This window comes from Vibrio chagasii, from assembly GCA_041879415.1.
Classification (GTDB): Bacteria; Pseudomonadota; Gammaproteobacteria; order Enterobacterales; family Vibrionaceae; genus Vibrio.
Window position 1 is genome coordinate 2,585,014 of record CP090851.1, and the last position, 20,616, is coordinate 2,605,629.

General features: G+C 45.2%; 17 protein-coding genes. 7 read left to right on the forward strand and 10 right to left on the reverse strand.

The features are described 5' to 3' along the window. Nucleotides 1-38 precede the first annotated feature (38 nt). From cgtA to rplU, 3 genes are all read right to left on the reverse strand, one after another. Nucleotides 39-1,211 carry an Obg family GTPase CgtA gene (gene cgtA / locus L0991_11585; GenBank protein ID XGB62045.1) on the reverse strand — a complete coding sequence of 391 codons (1,173 nt, stop codon included), beginning with the start codon at nt 1,209-1,211 and terminating at the stop codon, nt 39-41. Between the two features lie 266 nt (nt 1,212-1,477). After that, the gene (gene rpmA / locus L0991_11590) at nt 1,478-1,735 is read right to left on the reverse strand and encodes a 50S ribosomal protein L27 (GenBank protein XGB62046.1); all 258 of its coding nucleotides are present in this window, start codon (nt 1,733-1,735) and stop codon (nt 1,478-1,480) included. Nucleotides 1,736-1,754: 19 nt separating this feature from the next. Next, complete coding sequence (gene rplU, locus L0991_11595) at nt 1,755-2,066, reverse strand: 50S ribosomal protein L21 (GenBank protein ID XGB62047.1); 312 nt, start codon at nt 2,064-2,066, stop codon at nt 1,755-1,757. 267 nt (nt 2,067-2,333) lie between these two features. Here rplU and ispB point away from each other — a divergent pair, with 267 nt between their 5' ends. Beyond that, nucleotides 2,334-3,305 (forward strand): octaprenyl diphosphate synthase, encoded by a 972-nt coding sequence (gene ispB / locus L0991_11600; protein XGB62048.1) that lies wholly within the window; start codon nt 2,334-2,336, stop codon nt 3,303-3,305. A 78-nt stretch (nt 3,306-3,383) separates the two neighbouring features. On the opposite strand, the gene L0991_11605 is transcribed toward ispB, so the two are convergent. Together L0991_11605 and mdh are read right to left on the reverse strand one after the other, a co-directional pair. After that, on the reverse strand, nt 3,384-3,578 hold the full coding sequence (locus L0991_11605; GenBank protein ID XGB62049.1) for a hypothetical protein: 195 nt from the start codon (nt 3,576-3,578) through the stop codon (nt 3,384-3,386). Nucleotides 3,579-3,699: 121 nt separating this feature from the next. Further along, the gene (gene mdh, locus L0991_11610; GenBank protein XGB62050.1) at nt 3,700-4,635 is read right to left on the reverse strand and encodes a malate dehydrogenase; all 936 of its coding nucleotides are present in this window, start codon (nt 4,633-4,635) and stop codon (nt 3,700-3,702) included. Nucleotides 4,636-4,967: 332 nt separating this feature from the next. Here mdh and argR point away from each other — a divergent pair, with 332 nt between their 5' ends. From argR to L0991_11630, 4 genes are all read left to right on the forward strand, one after another. Next, nucleotides 4,968-5,438: a transcriptional regulator ArgR gene (argR, locus tag L0991_11615; protein ID XGB62051.1), complete on the forward strand. Its 471-nt coding sequence runs from the start codon at nt 4,968-4,970 to the stop codon at nt 5,436-5,438. Between the two features lie 343 nt (nt 5,439-5,781). Then, a complete protein-coding gene (locus L0991_11620; protein ID XGB62052.1) occupies nt 5,782-6,750 on the forward strand; it encodes a TAXI family TRAP transporter solute-binding subunit in 969 nt (322 codons plus the stop codon). 254 nt (nt 6,751-7,004) lie between these two features. Then, nucleotides 7,005-9,584 carry a TRAP transporter permease gene (locus tag L0991_11625; GenBank protein ID XGB62053.1) on the forward strand — a complete coding sequence of 860 codons (2,580 nt, stop codon included), beginning with the start codon at nt 7,005-7,007 and terminating at the stop codon, nt 9,582-9,584. Between the two features lie 104 nt (nt 9,585-9,688). Beyond that, complete coding sequence (locus tag L0991_11630) at nt 9,689-10,126, forward strand: universal stress protein (protein XGB62054.1); 438 nt, start codon at nt 9,689-9,691, stop codon at nt 10,124-10,126. Nucleotides 10,127-10,209: 83 nt separating this feature from the next. Here the strand turns inward: L0991_11630 and L0991_11635 are convergent, their stop codons facing one another. Together L0991_11635 and L0991_11640 are read right to left on the reverse strand one after the other, a co-directional pair. Then, entirely contained in the window at nt 10,210-11,172 is a 963-nt protein-coding gene (locus L0991_11635; protein ID XGB62055.1) for a D-2-hydroxyacid dehydrogenase, read from the reverse strand. Between the two features lie 36 nt (nt 11,173-11,208). After that, on the reverse strand, nt 11,209-11,943 hold the full coding sequence (locus tag L0991_11640) for a pseudouridine synthase (protein XGB62056.1): 735 nt from the start codon (nt 11,941-11,943) through the stop codon (nt 11,209-11,211). A gap of 158 nt (nt 11,944-12,101) precedes the next feature. Between L0991_11640 and L0991_11645 the strand changes: the two genes are divergently transcribed. Then, complete coding sequence (locus L0991_11645; protein ID XGB63896.1) at nt 12,102-13,373, forward strand: divalent metal cation transporter; 1,272 nt, start codon at nt 12,102-12,104, stop codon at nt 13,371-13,373. An 88-nt stretch (nt 13,374-13,461) separates the two neighbouring features. On the opposite strand, the gene rapA is transcribed toward L0991_11645, so the two are convergent. Beyond that, nucleotides 13,462-16,371 (reverse strand): RNA polymerase-associated protein RapA, encoded by a 2,910-nt coding sequence (gene rapA, locus L0991_11650; GenBank protein ID XGB62057.1) that lies wholly within the window; start codon nt 16,369-16,371, stop codon nt 13,462-13,464. Nucleotides 16,372-16,835: 464 nt separating this feature from the next. On the opposite strand from rapA, the gene L0991_11655 reads away from it, so the two are divergent. Further along, nucleotides 16,836-18,215 carry a PhoH family protein gene (locus L0991_11655; protein ID XGB62058.1) on the forward strand — a complete coding sequence of 460 codons (1,380 nt, stop codon included), beginning with the start codon at nt 16,836-16,838 and terminating at the stop codon, nt 18,213-18,215. 104 nt (nt 18,216-18,319) lie between these two features. Here the strand turns inward: L0991_11655 and tldD are convergent, their stop codons facing one another. Together tldD and L0991_11665 are read right to left on the reverse strand one after the other, a co-directional pair. Continuing rightward, complete coding sequence (tldD, locus tag L0991_11660; GenBank protein ID XGB62059.1) at nt 18,320-19,765, reverse strand: metalloprotease TldD; 1,446 nt, start codon at nt 19,763-19,765, stop codon at nt 18,320-18,322. Between the two features lie 19 nt (nt 19,766-19,784). Continuing rightward, nucleotides 19,785-20,597 carry a carbon-nitrogen hydrolase family protein gene (locus L0991_11665; protein XGB63897.1) on the reverse strand — a complete coding sequence of 271 codons (813 nt, stop codon included), beginning with the start codon at nt 20,595-20,597 and terminating at the stop codon, nt 19,785-19,787. Between the last annotated feature and the right edge of the window lie 19 nt (nt 20,598-20,616).

Consider the following 20,616-nt stretch of genomic DNA (forward strand, 5'->3'; position numbering starts at 1 on the left):
CCGCAATATTAATTGCGGTTTTTATCTAATTGGCTCAATTAATCACGAACGTAGATAACGTGGCCGTCATCTTCTTCGTCGTCCCAATCATCCCAATCGTCATCATCTTCAGTAACGACATTTTTGCCGCTCATCGCATCTTTATGGTAGTCATCCCACATAAAGTCGACTTTTTCTTCTTCTGCAACTTCTTCCACTTCACGTGGTAGGTTCTCCATGAACTCACCAAGCTTGAAGCAAAGCTCTTTAGTGCCTAGCTTATTCACTGCAGAGATCTTGAAGTACTCGTCTTCCCAACCTAAAGCATCGATGATTTCTTGAATCTTTTCGTCTGCTTCTTCTTCTGGCATTAGGTCAACTTTGTTGAACACTAACCAACGAGGTTTTTGTGCCACTTTTTCACTGTACTGCTCAAGCTCATCAATGATCGTTAGTGCATTCTGAATAGGATCAGAACCGTCAATCGGCATGATATCGATCATGTGTAGAAGAACACGACAACGCTCAAGGTGTTTCAAGAAGCGGATGCCAAGACCAGCGCCATCAGCAGCGCCTTCGATCAGACCCGGAATATCGGCAACAACAAAGCTCTTCTCAGGAACCACGCTCACCACACCCAAGCTTGGGATCAAGGTTGTAAACGGGTAGTCAGCTACTTTTGGTTTCGCTGCAGAAACAGAGCGGATAAAGGTCGATTTACCTGCATTTGGTAAGCCAAGCATACCAACGTCAGCTAGTAGAAGAAGCTCTAAACGCAGTTCACGAACTTCACCTTTAGTACCCATTGTCTTTTGACGAGGAGCGCGGTTAACAGACGATTTAAAACGCGTGTTACCAAGACCGTGCCAACCACCTTTACCAACCATTACCTTCTTGCCGTGCTCAGCAACTTCAGCAACGATTTCATTAGTATGGATATCAACAGCACGAGTACCTACAGGCACTTTTAACGTGATGTCTTTACCACGTTTACCCGTACAGTTACCGCCGCGACCGTTTTCACCACGCTCTGCGCTGTAAAAACGTTGGAAACGGTAATCGATCAGTGTATTTAAGTTTTCATCAGCTTGGATGTAAACATCACCGCCATCACCACCGTCACCGCCATCAGGACCACCTTTAGCGACGAATTTTTCGCGCCAAAAGCTCACCGTACCATTACCGCCATCACCGGCTTCTATTTTTACTACCGCTTCATCAACGAATTTCATTTTTTAACTCCGCACTTACGTTGCGTTACCACTCATCAAGGAGTGATATAAATTCTAGCAGATCCGAGTTTAGATCGATCACCTAAGATCTAGGCCGACCTGCAACCAAGGAACAAATAAGGAGAGGTTCTTTGCTTGGAACTTGTTAAAGCTTAAACAAGAGCGTCTACTTTTTTATTCTCGTTATAAATAAAAAACCCTGCCGAATCGGCAGGGCTTTTGAATTCAGCTTTAAAGCTATAAATATAATCTAATTAAAGATTAAATTACTCAGCTTCGATGCTTACGAACTTACGGTTTTTAGGACCTTTAACAGCAAATTTCACTTTACCTTCAGTAAGAGCGAAAAGAGTGTGGTCTTTACCGATGCCAACGTTTGTGCCAGCGTGGAACTTAGTACCACGTTGACGTACGATGATGTTACCTGCAAGAACAGATTCGCCACCGAAACGCTTAACACCAAGACGTTTGCTTTCTGAATCGCGGCCGTTATTAGTAGAACCGCCAGCTTTTTTATGTGCCATTGTTAAACTCTCCTAATACTTAAGCGTTAATGCCAGTGATTTTCACTTCTGTGAACCACTGACGGTGACCAGCTTGCTTACGAGAGTGCTTACGACGACGGAACTTAACGATTTTTACTTTATCGCCACGACCGTGTTGTACTACTTCCGCAGTAACCTTACCACCTTCAACAAGAGGTGCACCAACAGCGATTTCTTCGCCGTTAGCAACAAGAAGAACTTTATCAAATTCTACAGTTGCACCAGTTTCAACGTCTAATTTCTCTAAACGAAGAGTTTGACCTTCGCTTACTCGGTGTTGTTTGCCACCAGATTGGAAAACAGCGTACATATTTTACTCCGCTTTTTCCGCACAGCCTATGGTTGTTATTTGTACAACTCGGGTGTGCGCTAAACTAATCAATAGGGCGCAGATTCTACGGGAATCATGGCGCTATGACAAGCCATATTTTTAAAAAATTGGCGAAAACCTGTTCGCCAAAGAAAAGTGCGGCAATCATGCCCTTAAGCGATGTATTAATCAACGTTTTTTAGTGTATTATTCAACAATTAATACAACGTATAAACCTTACAGGGTCTAACTTCAGCCGGATGAACAATGGATTTTAAAGCTATCCAAACGCTTACTGCCAATGATATGGCAAAAGTGAATGAAACAATTCAAGCCCAACTTAATTCTGACGTAAGTTTAATCAACCAGCTTGGTTTTTATATCGTTAGCGGTGGTGGCAAACGCCTGCGCCCTTTGCTTGCTCTTTTATCTGCTCGCGCTCTTGGTTATCAAGGTGAAGCACATATTACCTCTGCAGCCTTTATTGAGTTTATTCATACTGCGACTCTGCTTCATGACGATGTTGTCGACGAATCAGACATGAGACGTGGTAAAGCAACCGCCAACGCAGCCTTTGGTAATGCTGCAAGTGTTTTGGTTGGTGACTTTATTTACACACGCTCATTCCAAATGATGACTACGCTAGGATCTTTAAAGATCCTAGAGTTAATGAGTGAAGCGGTAAACGTGATTGCTGAGGGTGAAGTTCAACAATTAATGAACTGCAACAACCCAGACACCACTGAAGAAAGCTACATGCAGGTTATCTACTCTAAAACAGCTCGCTTGTTTGAAGCCGCAACTCAAATTGGCGCAATTCTGACTGAGTCCTCACCAGAGATCGAAACGGCAATGCAAAACTATGGTAAATACCTAGGCACTGCATTCCAGCTAATTGATGATGTGATGGATTACACAGCAGATGGCAAAGAGATGGGTAAGAACGTTGGTGACGACCTAGCAGAGGGCAAACCAACCTTGCCTCTTCTATACGCAATGCACAATGGTTCTCCTGAGCAAGCAAGTATGATTCGTGAAGCGATTGAAAAAGCCAACGGTATGGACAAGCTCAACGAAATTCTTGCTGCTATGGAAGAGACAGGCTCGTTAGAGTACACCACCAACAAAGCGTACGAAGAAGCTGACAAAGCTATCGCTGAGCTTTCAGTACTGCCAGACTCGGAATATAAGCAAGCTCTGACTACCCTTGCGCACCTCGCCGTGAAGCGCAGCAAGTAAGTTCATTAAAAATTCCTACTTGTGAAAAAAGAGCCGAATGGCTCTTTTTTGTTTTTCGGCTTTGAATACCAAAGCGCTTTAATAGCGACTCGACTCTAGAGAAAGCGGAAGCTGCGCATCGATCGCTTCTAGCTCTTCCAACGGCACTGCATATTGCTCATGGCTGTTGTAAGACTCAACCAGAGCTGTCTGCTCTTGCTCATCGATAACCAAGATCTTTCCTAGGCGACCTAGATGAAAATGGACATCCATACCTTTTTGAATACGGCTCATACCCGGCACTCCACTCACTTATAAAATCTAGATTACGGATAGACTGAATCTAAGGATCAAAAAGCCGACCTATAAGGTCGGCTTTTATTACATCTATTTGGCTAAATGAGAAGAGCCTCGCTTACTTAGCGAACTCAACACCAATCTCGATATCACCATTTAGCGTTTCAAGCATGCTGTCTAGAGCATTACGCTCGAAGTCGCTTAGTTCACCGTAGCTAAGGATAGCTTCTGCACCCTCTTTACCCAGCTTAACTGGTTGAGCGAAGAATGGTGCGTGCTCGCCTTCACCTTCAACGTATGCACACTCGATTACGTTCTCTTCACCTTGTAGTGCTTTCACTAGAGCAAGGCCGAAACGACAAGCTGCTTGGCCCATAGATAGTGTTGCACTACCGCCGCCCGCTTTAGCTTCTACCACTTCAGTACCTGCATTTTGGATACGAGTCGTTAGTGCTGCGATTTCTTCATCAGTGAACTCTACGCCTTCAACTTGAGAAAGAAGAGGAAGAATAGTCACACCAGAGTGACCACCGATAACAGGAACGCGAATGTCACCTGGATCTTTGTCTTTTAGCTCAGCAACAAAAGTTTCAGAACGAATCACATCCAGAGTAGTAACACCGAATAGACGACGCTTGTCGTATACGCCCGCTTTCTTAAGAACTTCAGCAGCGATTGGCACAGTCGTGTTTACCGGGTTAGTAATGATACCAACACAAGCTTTTGGACATACAACGGCAATCTTCTCTGCAAGAGACTTAACAATGCCAGCATTCACATTGAAAAGATCCGCACGATCCATACCAGGCTTACGAGCAACACCCGCAGAGATAAGTACAACATCCGCACCTTCTAGTGCAGGTGTTGGATCTTCACCCGCGTAACCTTTGATCGAAACAGGTGTTGGGATGTGGCTAAGATCGGCAGCAACACCTGGAGTTACCGGTGCGATATCGTAAAGTGCAAGATCTGAACCAGCAGGTAGGCGATTCTTAAGTAGTAGGGCTAGGGCTTGACCGATGCCACCAGCGGCACCAATAACAGCTACTTTCATTGTTATTCTCCTTGAGAGCTTTCTCTTATAAATTCTTGGTAGGGTAATTCTTGAGCTAATTTAAAGTTAAAAAACTATATTAATCACAAAGTGATTACAATCAATTAACGCCAGCTTTGCGACTTCGCGCAAGTCAGTAAAACCGTGCTACACAGCAAGTTCGCATTATGGCGATAATCGACTGAAATAACAAAATAAGTCATCGCAAATAACACATTATTCTATTAAATATTTACAGTGATATGACTAACAAATTACCGGGTTGTTTTGGCTAAAATTGAATATGTATGCGAGAATATGCAAACATCTTTGTTAATGAATAAGAATGACATATGCGCAATACAGAAAAACAAGACAACTTGGTTCGTGCTTTTAAAGCGCTACTAAAAGAAGAACGTTTTGGTTCACAAGGCGAAATTGTTGATGCCTTAAAGCATGAAGGCTTTGAAAGCATCAACCAGTCTAAAGTCTCGCGTATGTTAACTAAGTTTGGCGCGGTTCGAACTCGTAACGCAAAAATGGAGATGGTTTACTGTCTTCCTGCAGAATTGGGCGTTCCAACAGTTTCGAGCTCTTTGAGAGAACTTGTCCTAGATATTGACCACAACAATGCGTTAGTTGTGATACACACTGGCCCTGGTGCAGCACAATTGATTGCTCGCTTACTGGACTCGTTAGGTAAGTCGGAAGGCATACTGGGCGTAGTCGCAGGTGATGATACGATCTTCATTACTCCTACGTTATCTGTTACGACAAAGCAGCTGTTTGACTCAGTCTGTGAGCTGTTTGAATACGCAGGATAATTGCTCATAGTTTCATAATCATCAACCGTATAAATGGATCGCGAATATCTATTTGCTTCGTGATCCAAATCACATCCTAGAATATCTCCCCCCACTCCCACACAGCAACACTAAACCATTGATTTTAAAAAACTCAGTAGCGAATTAAACACAAGATCTAGGCATCATTTGTTAGATTTTTTAGCTATATCTTTTAACATTCGAGTAATTTTCTGCCAATTTTTGATATTATTCAGACACTTTTTCATCACATGGATTGAAAAAGGTGCCGTTTCCAAATAGGAAACTCCAGAAACAACTACACTTGTTTCAGGGTTAATAATGAATAAAGGAAGGGAAATTCATGGCATTTACCAAACTTATCAAAGTTGGTGCTATTGCAGCTGCTGTAATGGGCGCTGGCGCTGTTAACGCTCAAGAGTTCATCACAATTGGTACTGGTTCAGTAACGGGTGTTTACTACCCAACTGGTGGTGCGATTTGTAAACTAGTGAACAAGGGCCGCAAAGACCACAACATTCGTTGTTCTGTAGAGTCTACTGGTGGTTCAATCTACAACGTTAACACCATCCGTGCTGGTGAACTAGATTTCGGTGTTGTTCAGTCTGACTGGCAATACCATGGCTACAACGGTACAAGTAAGTTCAAGGATCAGGGCGAATACAAGAAACTTCGCGCGATGTTCTCTCTACATACAGAACCGTTTAACATCATCGCTCGTACCGATTCTGGCATCAACAACGTTGCTGACCTAGCAGGTAAGCGTGTAAACATTGGTAACCCAGGTTCAGGTGACCGTGCAACTATGGGCGTTGTAATGGACGCTATGGGTTGGACTAATGACAGCTTCAAGCTAGCTTCTGAGCTTAAAGGTTCTGAGCGTTCACAAGCACTTTGTGATAACAAGATCGATGCATTCATCTACATGGTTGGTCACCCGAACGGATCAATCAAAGAAGCAACAACATCTTGTGATGCAAAACTGGTTTCAGCAACAGGTCCACAAATCGACAAAATCGTAGCTGAAAACCCATACTACGCATACAGCACAGTTCCTGCAGGCATGTACCGTGGTACAGATGCTGACGTAAACAGCTTCGGTGTTGCAGCAACTATGGTAACAACTTCTGACGTCTCTGATGAAGTAGCATACAACGTTGCTAAGGCAGTATTTGAAAACTTTGACACTTTCAAACGCCTACACCCAGCATTTGCTAACCTGAAGAAAGAAGACATGGTGAAAGCGGGTATCTCTATCCCTCTACACCCAGGTGCAGAAAAATACTACAAAGAAGTGGGCCTTCTAAAGTAATTCTACTTTAAGCCTACTACACCAATAAGGAGGCCAGTCCTCCTTATTGGCTTTTCACGTTTTATAAAAATAACTTAAGTGAAAAGAGCAAACCTTTAAGTTTCTCCAATTTGGCGAACTTACCTTCGTATCAAGCCTAAGACAAAGACGAACAAAAAACGCATTTCCCTATCCATTCACTACACTAGATAGGAAAGAAATAACGTCTCGTTGTTCGTAAGAAAGGCAGACCATCAATAATAAGGATAAAGTACATGACGCAGACAACATCACCGTCTCCAGATGTGCAAGAAATGGTGGCACAATCAGACACTGGTGCGCGTAGCCCTCGCGGTATTCAAGGCCGTATTTTATGGTTTGTGCCTCTATGTTGGTCACTGTTCCAACTTTGGTATGCATCTCCGCTGCCGTTCATTTTTAATTTCGGAATTCTAAACGACACCGAAGCTCGAGCAATTCACCTCACCTTTGCTATTTTCCTAGCTTTTACCGCTTATCCGGCAATGAAAAACTCGCCACGGGACTACATCCCAGCAGTCGACTGGATATTAGCGCTTGCAGGTAGTTTTTCAGCTTCTTATATCTATATTTTCTATACAGAGCTTGCTGGCCGTTCAGGTGCGCCAACAACATTCGATATTGTTGCCGCTGTATTTGGTATGGTTCTGCTGCTTGAAGCAACACGACGCGCTTTAGGTCCACCTCTTATGGTTGTGGCAGCAGTATTCCTACTTTACACCTTTGGTGGCCCACATATGCCAGACGTTATCGCCCATAAAGGTGCGAGCCTGAACAAGGCAATGTCGCACTTGTGGTTAACAACAGAAGGTGTATTCGGCGTTGCGCTGGGTGTTTCAACGTCATTCGTATTCTTGTTTGTACTGTTTGGTGCAATGCTTGAACGTGCGGGTGCAGGCGCTTACTTCATCAAAGTCGCATTCTCACTGCTTGGCCACATGAAAGGTGGCCCTGCGAAAGCAGCCGTTGTTGCATCAGGCTTATCTGGCCTTGTTTCTGGCTCTTCGATCGCTAACGTGGTAACCACTGGTACCTTCACTATTCCGCTAATGAAGCGTGTTGGTTTCCCTGGTACAAAAGCCGGCGCGGTAGAGGTTGCGGCTTCAACCAATGGTCAGCTTACACCGCCTATCATGGGTGCTGCGGCATTCCTAATGGTGGAATATGTAGGTATCTCATATGTAGAAGTAATCAAAGCAGCCCTATTGCCAGCTCTTATCTCTTACGTTGCTCTGATTTACATTGTTCACCTAGAAGCATGTAAAGCAGGCATGACTGGCCTACCTCGTCGTCACACGCCAACTATTGTACAAAGCCTACTCTCTTTCACAGGGACCATTTTGGGTCTATGTGTTATCAGTGCCGCGGTTTACTACGGTGTGGGTTGGACGAAAGATGTATTTGGCGAAGCAGCAACACCAATCGTTACTGTGGCTCTATTGATCGCTTATGTTGCTCTTGTTCGTGTTTCTGCTAAATACTCAGCAGAAGGCGGTATGGAGATCGATGCAGATCTAAAAGAAGTTCCGGATCCAGGTCCAACGATTAAATCAGGTTTGCACTTCCTACTACCTATCGTCGTACTAGTTTGGTGTCTGACAGTTGAACGTTTCTCACCTGGCTTATCTGCATTCTGGGCAACAGTGTTCATGATCTTCATCTTGATCACCCAGCGTCCTTTGATGACTCTGATGAACAAATCAGACGATCTTGCAGAACAAACCAAAGCTGGTTTCGTTGATCTGGCTGAAAGCTTGGTGTCAGGTGCACGCAACATGATCGGCATCGGTGTGGCGACAGCGGCTGCTGGTACTGTTGTAGGCGTGGTGACGCTAACGGGTATCGGTCTTGTAATGACTGACTTCGTTGAGTTTATCTCAGGCGGTAGCATCATCCTTATGCTGCTATTTACTGCGGTAATCAGCTTGATCCTAGGTATGGGCTTACCAACCACAGCAAACTACATCGTTGTATCGACACTGATGGCACCAGTAATTGTGACTCTAGGTGCTGCACACGGCCTTATCATCCCACTGATTGCAGTGCACTTATTCGTGTTCTACTTCGGTATTCTTGCGGATGACACACCTCCTGTAGGTCTTGCGGCCTTTGCTGCAGCGGCAATTGCGAAATCAGACCCGATTCGCACTGGTATCCAAGGCTTCACCTACGATATCCGTACCGCAATCTTGCCGTTCATGTTCATCTTCAACACTCAGCTACTGCTGATGGGCATTGATTCTTGGTGGCACTTAGCACTGACTATCTTCTCATCTGTAACTGCGGTACTTATCTTCGCAGCTGCAACACAAGGTTGGTGGTTCACTAAGAACAAGTGGTGGGAAACGGTTCTGCTGATTGCATTGACCTTCACTTTCTTCCGCCCAGGCTTCTGGTGGGACATGATTTACCCAGAGAAAGTTCTTTCACCTGGAGTTGAGATTGCTCAAATCACAGAAAAGCTAGATGTGGGACAATCACTTGAACTAAGAGTGGGTGGCGAAAACTTAGAAGGTGACTATTCTGAAAAGACTGTTCGCCTGCCGTTTGAAGACTCTGCGACCTCAAGTGAAGATCGTATTGCCTCTATGGGTCTAATGCTGACTGAATCTGAAGGCAAGATGATTGTTGATATGGTTGAGTTCGGTAGCCCTGCAGAAGCAGCTGGTATTGATTTCGATTGGGAAATCAAATCCGTTATCCAAGATGCAGATCGACCAATGAAAGAGTGGGTATTCTTGCCAGCTCTGATCATTTTGATTGGTTTAGCAATGAATCAAAGAAGACGTGCTCGTAAGGATGAGATTAGCGCGTAATGGATAAGGCTGAGTAGTGCTTAGCACTATTCGGCTTTATTACATGGAAAGGATAATTACAGTGCTAAGTGAGTACTTAGCACTGATTAAAAAGAGACGAATACATGTATAAACAAATCCTTGTTCCTGTTGATCTTAATGACAAAGGCTTTTCTGATAAGGCAGTCGAACTGGCGGTATGGCACGCAAAACACAGCAATGCTGAAATCCACATTCTGAACGTACTACCTGGCATTCACATGTCGATGGTAGCGTCTTACTTCCCGAAAGATGCAGCGAACCAAATGAAGCTAGATGTTAAAAATCAGCTGAAAGAGTTCGCTGACAAACACATCGACGATGAAGTGGTTTACAAGGTTCATGTTGCTGAGGGTAAAACCTACGCGACGATTCTTGATTACGCAGAAAAGCTTGGCGCCGACCTTATCGTGATGCCTAGCCATAAGCGTTCGAAAATCGACAAAGTGGTACTTGGCTCGGTTGCAAGCAAAGTAGTACAGAACTCACCAATCAATGTATTGGTGGTTAAACCGCAAGGTTAAGTCATTTAATCGACACACAATCTAAAAAGGTTGGCCTACACGCCAACCTTTTTTGTTTTGACTCATGCTATATAGCTTTAGAGTCAATTCACTATGTTTTGCGGACGACCCGCGATAAAGCCATCAATGTTATCCATTAAGATATCAGACAGTTTTTGAATCGAGCTGTCGCTACCCCACGCCACATGTGGAGTGAGTAATAAGTTCGGTAAGTGGCTATTAGCCAACAGTGGGTTTGAGTTGTCAGCTGGCTCTTGTGTAAACACATCCATGCCCGCTCCAGCTATTTGATTATTCTTCAGAGCTTCAACCAAGGCCTGTTCATCTACCAGACCTCCACGTCCGGCATTAATTAATACTGCGCTCGATTTCATCATAGTCAGCTCTCGCTCTGAAATCAGATTTTGGGTCGCATCAGTCAACGGGCAATGTAGGCTGATCGCATCCGCTTGCTGCAATACCGTATCAAAAGGCAGATACCCATCTCGACAAGAATCCGCTCCTTTTCGCTCAGCAAAAATAACCTTCATCCCAATTGCTTTGGCTAACATTGCGGTGGCTTGACCTAAACTACCACTGCCCATTAAACCCAATGTACTGCCAGCCACGTCTTGAATCGGATGAGTAAAGAAGCAGAACTGCTTGTCCTTTTGCCACTCATCCGCCTCAATGTCTTTATGGTAACCAACAAGGTTTCGTTTAAGAGCGAATAGCATTGCGATGACATGCTCTGGAACAGATTGAGTTGCGTAGCCTTGCACGTTTGTCACTGCAATGTTTTTAGATTTGCAGTATTCAAAATCGACATTGTTGACACCGGTCGCTGAAACCGCGATCAACTTGAGCTTTTTCGCACCAGCTAGATTCGACTCATTTAGCACTACCTTGTTAGTGATCACCACATCAGCTTCTTCAACTCGCTCCGATACTTGCTCAGGAGCCGTGAAATCATACTCCACCCATTCATGCTCAAAGCTCAGAGGCTTTAGATGAATTTGAGACGGGATGGTCGCTCTATCGAGAAACACAACTTTCATCGTTGGCATTCTTCTTCCTTGGTTAAACCTATGAATCAGTCCATTCTAAGCTTTTAGCTTACTGTAGTCTGGAAGCTCAGACGCAATTTCAAAGTGCAGTTCGATTTGTGGGGATGCTTGAGGATAAAAGTCACAGGGAACAAAGGCTTTGAACAGCTGATTATTCGCTGGATGATAAAAGCTCAACTCACACGCATGTAAAGCTAGCCTATCACTGTATTCAAACGCTTCTGGCGTTGCGTAAAACTCATCGCCCACAATCGGTGCACCTATTTCCATGCAGTGCACTCTCAATTGGTGAGAACGCCCGGTAATTGGCAGTAACTTCAGTAAAGTCGTTTGGGGTTCTTGCTGCTCTACCACATAACGAGTCTGTGATGGTTTGCCGTCTTCAAAACAGACTTTCTGCTTAGGGCGATTTGGCCAATCACAGATGAGTGGCTGATTGATCAACCCTTCTTTTTGTTCAACTGCTCCCCATACGCGTGCGTAATACAATTTGTGTGTCAGGCGATATTGGAACTGCTTCTTCAAGTGACGTTCTGCCTGCTTATGCTTAGCCAACAACATCAAGCCAGAGGTCGACATATCCAAGCGGTGAACCACTTGAATATCAACGAACTCCTCGACCAAACGACTCCACATGCTGTCGTAATGCTCTGGCAACCTGCCCGGTACTGAAAGTAACCCCGCAGGCTTGTTCACCACCAGAATGTCATCATCTTGATAAACAATATCAATCCAAGGTTCGCGTGGTGGTGTGTACTGCTCTAGCGCCATTGAAGCCTCTTATTTACTAGTGAACAAATAATTCACAGTTAATTCGTTTATTAATAAATACAATTTTTAATGTTTTCGTACATAAAAGTTGACGATTTTACAAAACATGGTATTGATAGGGTAACGGAAAATAACAAGTCAACATCAAAGGAACCATGATGGACAGTACGGTTAAAACAACCACAACAAAAACCTCAGCTCCCCTATCCAGTTTAATTAAGTCTCTTGGCCCAGGTATTATGATGGCCGCTGCTGCTGTCGGCGGTTCACACTTAGTTGCCTCAACCAAAGCTGGAGCCATCTATGGTTGGCAACTGGCAGCTCTAATCATCCTAGTAAACCTATTCAAGTACCCATTCTTTCGTGCCGGTATCCAATACACACTTGGTACTGGACAAAGCTTGGTTGAGGGTTACTCAAACCTAGGTCGCCCTTACCTAGTGATCTTTTCGATACTAAGTGCTATTTCAGCCGTCGTAAACACAGCCGCACTACTGCTGTTTAGTGCGAGTTTGCTTAGCTACTTCATTCCTTTTGAGCTAGCAACCAGTACGCTTTGTATGATCGTACTCGCGACCTGCTTGATCATCTTAATTGCAGGGCATTACCGTGCTCTGGACACCCTTTCAAAAGCGATCATGGCGATCCTAACGATCACCACTCTAGCTGCTGTCGCCATTGCAATTGGCTCACCTGTCGAACCGGGTGCTGCTTTTGTTCCACCATCACCTTGGTCATTAGCTGCTATTGGCTTTATCGTAGTGACCATGGGTTGGATGCCTGCCCCTATTGAGATTTCAAGCATCACCTCTATGTGGCTAAAAAGCCAAAAAGAGAAGCAAGAAGTTACAGCTCAATCTGCCTTGTTCGATTTCAACGTCGGCTACATTGGTACAGCACTGCTTGCGTTAGTGTTTGTCGCTTTGGGTGCTCTCGTACTTCACGGTTCAGGTGTAGAACTGTCTCGCTCTGGTGTGGGCTTTACTCACCAGTTAGTTGGTATTTACGCGTCAACGATTGGCGAATGGTCACGTCCACTCATCGCCATTATCGCTTTCTTCTGCATCTTTGGTAGCACGATTACCGTTATCGACGGCTACTCTCGTGTACTTGCGGAATCACAACGTCTGTTACTCAACAAAGAGTCGAGCCCGCGCATGCTGCAAGGTTGGATCATCATTGTCTCTATCGCCGCACTCGCGATTGTTATGTTCTTCAGCGCTGCATTAATGCCAATGCTCGATTTCGCAATGGTACTTGCTTTCGCAACGACACCATTCTTCGCTCTGCTTAACTTCATCTTGGTGAATAAAGCTAAGCTTCCAGAAGCGTTAGCCATTGGTAGCAAACTAAAATGGCTGTCTGTCGCAGGCTTAGTTTACTTATTTGGTTTCTTGGCCATGTTTGTTTGGTGGAAATGGTTAATGTAATCCACCAATCACTACCACCTACAAACTCGAGATAAAAATAAGGCCTTCATGATGAAGGCCTTATTTGTTGTTCACGGACTAGCTAATATTAATTGTGAGAAACCACAATCAAGCGTAGCGAGTCTAGTTGAACCTGAGCTTTGCTGATGTAGCCTGTCAGTTCGTTAATCTGAGCTTCGATCACTTCTAGCTCTTCATCACGAATATTTGGGTTCACCGCTTTCAGTGCTTGCAGACGCTCTAGTTCACCGTTCAGGTTTGTCTGCATATCTCTTTGCGCTTGCTGACGCACTTCTTCCACTTTAGGAAGAACTTGTGCCTCACCCGCTTCGATTAGCTTGTGAATTTCGCCTTGTACCGAGTTAACTAACTTACTTGCTAGGTGACGGTTCACCGGGCTTAGCTGGCGGTTAAAGCTATCAAATTCAACCTGAGCAGATAGGTCGTTACCACGGCCATCCATCATCAAACGAATCGGAGTCTTAGGCAGGAACTGGCTGATACCACTGCGTTTTGGTGCTTGTGCATCCACCAAGTAAACTAATTCAAGCAAGATAGTGCCAACCGGCAGCGCTTTGTTCTTAAGTAGTGATACTGCAGAAGTACCCACCCCTTCGCTAAGTAGTAAATCAATACCACCCTGAATCATTGGGTGTTCCCAGCTAATGAAGTTCATGTCTTCACGAGAAAGTGCAGTATCACGGTCGAACGTGATAGTTGCACCTTCATAAGGTAAGCCAGGGTAGCTTGGTACCATCATGTGCTCAGATGGCGTAACTACTAGCGCATTTTCACCTTTGTCGTCTTGGTTCAAACCAATGGTGTCGAACAAGCTCAACGCAAAAGTGACTAGGTTAGTGTCGCCATCGGTTGATGCGATCTTCTCTGCAATCTCGTGTGCTTTATCACCGCCGTTTGAGTGCATCTCTAGTAGGCGATCTCGGCCTTTTTCTAGATCCGCTTTTAGGCTTTGATTTAGTTTAGCTGATTCTTCGATCACTTCATCAAGCTGTTCTGTGTTACCAGAAGCCAGCATTTCAATAAGCTCGTCTGAGTACTTGTCGTAAACCGTGCGACCAGTTGGGCACGTTTCCGCGAATGCATTCAGGCCTTCATCAAACCAACGCGCTAGGATCGCCTGTGATGTGCCTTTCAGATAAGGAACATGAATATCGATATCACGCTGTTGGCCAATACGATCCAAACGACCAATACGTTGCTCGAGCAAGTCTGGGTTGAATGGAAGGTCAAACATCACTAATTGGTTAGCAAACTGGAAGTTACGGCCTTCAGAGCCGATTTCACTACAGATAAGAACCTGAGCACCGCCCTCTTCTTGAGCAAAATAAGCCGCTGCTTTATCACGCTCTAGAATCGACATGCCTTCGTGGAATACAGTTGCACGTACACCTTCACGCTCACGCAGTGCCTGCTCTAATTGAAGTGCCGTACTTGCACGTGATGCGATCACTAGGATCTTTTCGCTACGCTTGTCTTGGATCTTTTCAATCAGCCAGTTAACACGTGAATCGAACTGCCACCAGCTTGAGTCTTCACCTTCAAACTCTTGGAAGATCTCTTCTGGGTAAAGCATCTTCATCGCACGAGCTTCTGGTGCCATCTTGCCACCGATCATGCCTGATACGCGCATCGACGTGGTGTACTGCGTTGGAATATCCATCGGCAGTAGGTTGACGTTACGCTTAGGGAAGCCTTTGATAGCGGCACGTGTATTTCTAAATAGAACACGACCAGTACCATGGCGATCCATAAGGTTATCAATCAGTTCTTGACGAGCTAATGCTTGCTCTTCTTCGCTGCTATCACCTTCGATAACGCGGAATAGAGGCTCAACATCTTGCTCAGAAAGCAGCTCTGTAATCTGATTCTTCGCGCTGTCTTCAAGTTTCACGCCTGAGAATAGTGCGGTAACAGCATCAGCAACCGGTGCGTATTGATCTTCTTCTTCAACGAACGCTTCGTAATCGTAGAAGCGGTCAGGATCCAATAGACGCAGACGTGCAAAGTGACTCTCACGGCCCAGTTGCTCTGGAGTAGCAGTCAGCAAAAGCACACCAGGAGTATTTTCTGCCAAGCCCTCTACCACTTGGTATTCACGGCTTGGTTTGTCTTGGCTCCACTCAAGGTGGTGCGCTTCATCGACAACCAACAGATCCCACTCACCTTCAAGCGCTTGCTCGTAGCGCTTGCGGCTCTTGCGTAAGAAATCTAACGAACACAGAACGTATTGTTGGGTATCAAATGGGTTATCTGATTCTGCAAAGGCTTCAATACAACGCTCTTCATCAAAGATAGAAAAGTGCAGATTGAAACGACGCATCATCTCAACTAACCATTGATGTTGTAGTGTTTCAGGTACCACGATCAGGATGCGTTCCGCACGACCAGACAACACCTGTTGGTGGATGATCATACCCGCTTCGATGGTTTTACCTAGACCAACTTCATCAGCTAATAAAACACGTGGCGCATGACGACGACCCACTTCATGAGCGATGTACAACTGGTGAGGAATTAGACCAGCACGCATACCACACAAGCCACGCATTGGGCTCTTGTGCTGTTGGTATTGATTGCTTAGTGCACGGTAACGCAACACAAAATTATCCATACGGTCGATTTGACCTGCGTACAGTTTGTCTTGTGGCTTGTTAAAACGGATCTGATTGCTTAAGAAGATTTCACGCAGAGTCACTTCTGATTCTTGGGTATCTTCACGTGTACCTAGGTAGGTCAGTAGCCCTTTATCTTCGATTACTTCTTCGACAGACAGAGACCAACCTTCTTGGCATTCGATGACATCGCCTACATTAAACGTTACTCGGGTTACGGGAGCATCCGTACGTGCATACACACGGTTTTCTTCTGATGCTGCAAACATTAGTGTCACTGTGCGAGCATCCATTGCTACAACGGTACCTAAACCTAAATCGCTCTCCGTATCGCTTATCCAGCGTTGCCCCAAAGCAAATGTCATGAATCGACTACCTCAATCTTATAGTTGGAATTTGGTCTTTTTAGCTGATATTTGAAACAAGAACCTTACCGCTCTTGAACTAAAAATATAGCCAAAAATGCCTAGTTTGCAGCCACTTTTTAAGTGCGCTCTAGATAATAAATATCTCGAGAAAATGGTGCAGAAAAAGGTCGCTAATCTTACTCGATGCTGTGATTTAGGTCACGTCTAAAGGCGATGATTTCCTGCTTTTTTTCTGTTTTCGCCAATGCAATCAAACTGTCAAAAAAACATGGTTAACCTATTGGTAGTAGATTGCTGCCGTTAGTGAACACGCCATATTCACCGATCACAATATGGCAATATTTCTCTCGTGGAACTTTAGGTGAGCAGTTGACTATCACCAGAATGAGAGACTAACCTTTAAGTGAGCTTAATCTACGTTCAATCGATGCAAAGCAAGCCGCACGCGGCAAGGAGATGCTATGGGCGAGACCAACCGGAAGCTATTTGTTTTAGACACCAATATCCTACTTCACGAACCCTTCGCTATATTTTCTTTCCAAGAGCACGATGTCGTTATCCCCATGACAGTGCTAGAAGAGTTAGACAGAATCAAAGACAGCAAGAGGGACGTTGCAAGAGATGCAAGAATTGCGATTCGAACTCTCGAAGATTTATTCAGGGAAGCCACACCAGACCAAATATCGGAAGGCATTCCTTTCACCAAAGACATTAAGGCCTCAGGCAGTATCTCAATACTCGCCGATTACGAACTTCAAGAAAGCATCAAAGCCTTTGCCGACGACAAGGCTGGCGACAACCGAATACTCAACGCTGTTCTCTACCTTCAAAATAAACGTGCGCCACGTGAAGTGGTTCTCATCACCAAAGACATCAACATGCGCTTACGTGCAAAAGGCGCGGGCGTACGCTTCGTTGAAGATTATCAAACCGACCAACTGATTGATGATATCCAATACCTCACCAAAGGTTTCCAACAACTTGAGGGCGCATTTTGGGATGGTATCGACAATGTGGAAAGTAAAACCCTAGCTGGTAAAACCTTCCATACGCTAGCAAGAGAGCCTTTCGAGCCTACCTTCCTCAACCAATATGTGATTGATGAAGAGAGCGACTTTGCAGCAAGAGTGGAAGAGATCGATACCGAAACCGTCACACTCAGAGACTTAAGCCGTGAACGCTTGATGAACCGCAGAGCCTGGGACATCACACCCAAGAATATTTATCAGGGAATGGCAATTGATGCGCTACTCGATCCGGATATTGACCTGGTGATCCTAACGGGCGCGGCAGGTAGTGGTAAAACACTGCTCGCGATGGCCGCAGCACTTGAGCAAACCATTGAGCGTAAACAGTTCGATAAGATCATCGTAACCCGAAACACGCCTGACATTGGCGAGTCGATTGGTTTCCTTCCGGGTACAGAGGAAGAGAAGATGCTGCCTTGGTTGGCTGCCGTGACCGATACACTGGAAGCGCTGCACAAAAATGACCACTGCACCGAAGGGTCAATGAAGTACATCTGTGATAAAGCCAATATTCAGTTCAAATCGATCAACTTCATGCGTGGCCGTTCCATCCAGAATGCGTTTGTGCTTCTCGATGAGTGTCAAAACCTGACTGCTTCACAAATCAAAACCATCATTACCCGTTGTGGTGAAGGGACCAAGATTGTCTGTTCAGGGAACTTAGCGCAAATCGACTCTTCCTATCTAACCCCTGTTACTTCGGGTTTAACCTACATGGTTGAGCGTTTTAAAAACTTCGAAGGCAGCGCCAATATTCACCTCAATGGTGTGGTACGTAGCCGACTGGCAGAGTTTGCCGAAGAAAACATGTAATCGCTTTTTGCTACTACCCCTCCTTTAAAAACAAAAAAAGCGCCTCACAATGGAGGCGCTTTTCAATTCTATCTTTGTGCTGTTGTTGCTACAGCGAGCCTGATTTACTCAGTACCACCGACCGTTAGCGAGTCTAGTTTCAATGTTGGTTGACCAACACCCACTGGCACGCTTTGACCAGCCTTACCACATACACCAACACCACGGTCGATACTTAGATCGTTACCAACCATAGACACCTGCTGCATCGCTTCGATACCAGAGCCGATCAGCGTTGCGCCCTTCACTGGGTGAGTGATCTTACCGTTTTCAATCATATACGCTTCAGAAGCTGAGAACACAAACTTACCAGACGTAATATCAACCTGACCACCACCGAAGTTTGGTGCGTAGATACCTTTATCTACTGTCGCGATGATCTCTTCTGGTGTGTGCTCACCCGGCAGCATGTAGGTGTTAGTCATACGTGGCATTGGAAGGTGCGCATAAGACTCACGACGACCGTTACCTGTTGGTGCAACACCCATTAGACGAGCATTCAGCTTATCTTGCATGTAACCTTTTAAGATGCCGTTTTCGATCAACGTGTTGTACTGGCCGTTAACACCTTCATCATCAACGTTCAATGAACCACGAAGATCTGTCAATGTACCGTCATCGACAATCGTACACAGGCTTGAAGTCACTTGTTCGCCAACTTTACCCGAGAATACTGAAGACTCTTTACGGTTGAAATCGCCTTCTAAACCGTGACCTACCGCTTCGTGTAGTAGAACGCCCGGCCAGCCAGAACCCAGAACCACAGGCATTGCACCAGCAGGCGCAGCAACGGCTTCAAGGTTAACAAGCGCTTGGCGAATCGCTTCATCCGCAAGCTGGTAAGCAACTTGAGTACCTTTGTCATCGCTTAAGAAGAAGTCGTAACCAAAACGGCCACCACCACCAGCACTACCACGCTCACGGCGATCGCCTTTCTGAGCAAGTACACTGATTGATAGACGAACAAGTGGACGAATATCGCCAGCATACGTGCCATCAGTCGCAGCAACCAGCATCTGCTCATGTACGCCGCTTAGGCTCACTGATACTTCAGTCACCATAGGCTCTTTAGTACGAATGTAAGCATCTAATGACTTAAGAAGTTCTGTTTTTTGCTGTTTTTCCCAGCTTGCTAGCGGGTTTACCGCATCATAATAAGTTTGGTTAGCGTTGCGTTTGAAAGCTTGCACCTTACCGTTTTGACCTTGTTTCGCGATACCACGAGCTGCAATTGCGCTCTGTTTAAGGCCATCGAGTTGGATTTGGTCAGAGTAAGCAAAACCGGTCTTTTCGCCAGATACTGCACGAACACCCACACCGCAATCGATATTGAAAGAGCCGTCTTTGATGATGCTGTCTTCTAGCACTAAAGATTCGTGCCAGCTTGACTGAAAGTAGATATCAGCATAATCAATTTGGCGGGTAGCAATGCTCGCCAATGTATCTGCGATATTTTGCTCCGTAAGCCCTGTTGGGTTCAGTAGCGCTTCTTCAATTTGATTAATGCTCATAGATGGCTCTTGTTTGTAATTAAAATTGATTGGTAAATCGAGTGTGTTGTGTGATTGGCATATTTTGCCTAATGGATTCACAACTGGATGTGTCTATCTCGACCACCATACTTTTAGGCTCTTGGTCTAACTGTGCGACCACTCTTCCCCAGGGATCTACCACCATAGAGTGTCCCCATGTTTCTCTTTGGCAAGGATGCTTACCACCTTGCCCTACCGCAACAATCCACGATTGTGTTTCGATTGCCCGGCATCTTAACAGTGCTTCCCAATGCGCCTGACCGGTTACCGCAGTAAACGCCGCTGGTACCACGATGATCTGCGCGCCTTGCTTACGTAACTCTGAATACAAGTGAGGAAAGCGCACATCATAACAAATACTTAAACCTAAGTGACCAAAAGGCGTTTCCGTTGTCACAACTCGATCACCTGGAGTGAAAATATCAGACTCTCGATAGCACTTGTGAGCATCAGCGACATTCACATCGAACATGTGTAGCTTGTCGTAGTGAGCCACTAAGCTGCCAAAGTCATCTATCACCAAAGTCGTGGTGGTGACACCTTTCGCTGTGCTTATCGGCATACTGCCCACAACGATCCAAATGCGATGAAGCTTGGCTAACTCAGCCAGTTTCTTCTGCAATGGGCCATCATTTAGGGGCTCGGCATACTGGTGATAATCCGCTTTGCTACCGAATACCAATGCATTTTCTGGGCACACGACCCATTTTGCTTCTGACTCCTTACATTTGGCTATCTCTTTGGCGAGATAATCAAGGTTACTGTCAGGGTCTGGGCCCGAAGTCATTTGAATCAAACCAACACAATCCATGTGCACTGCTTCTCCATTC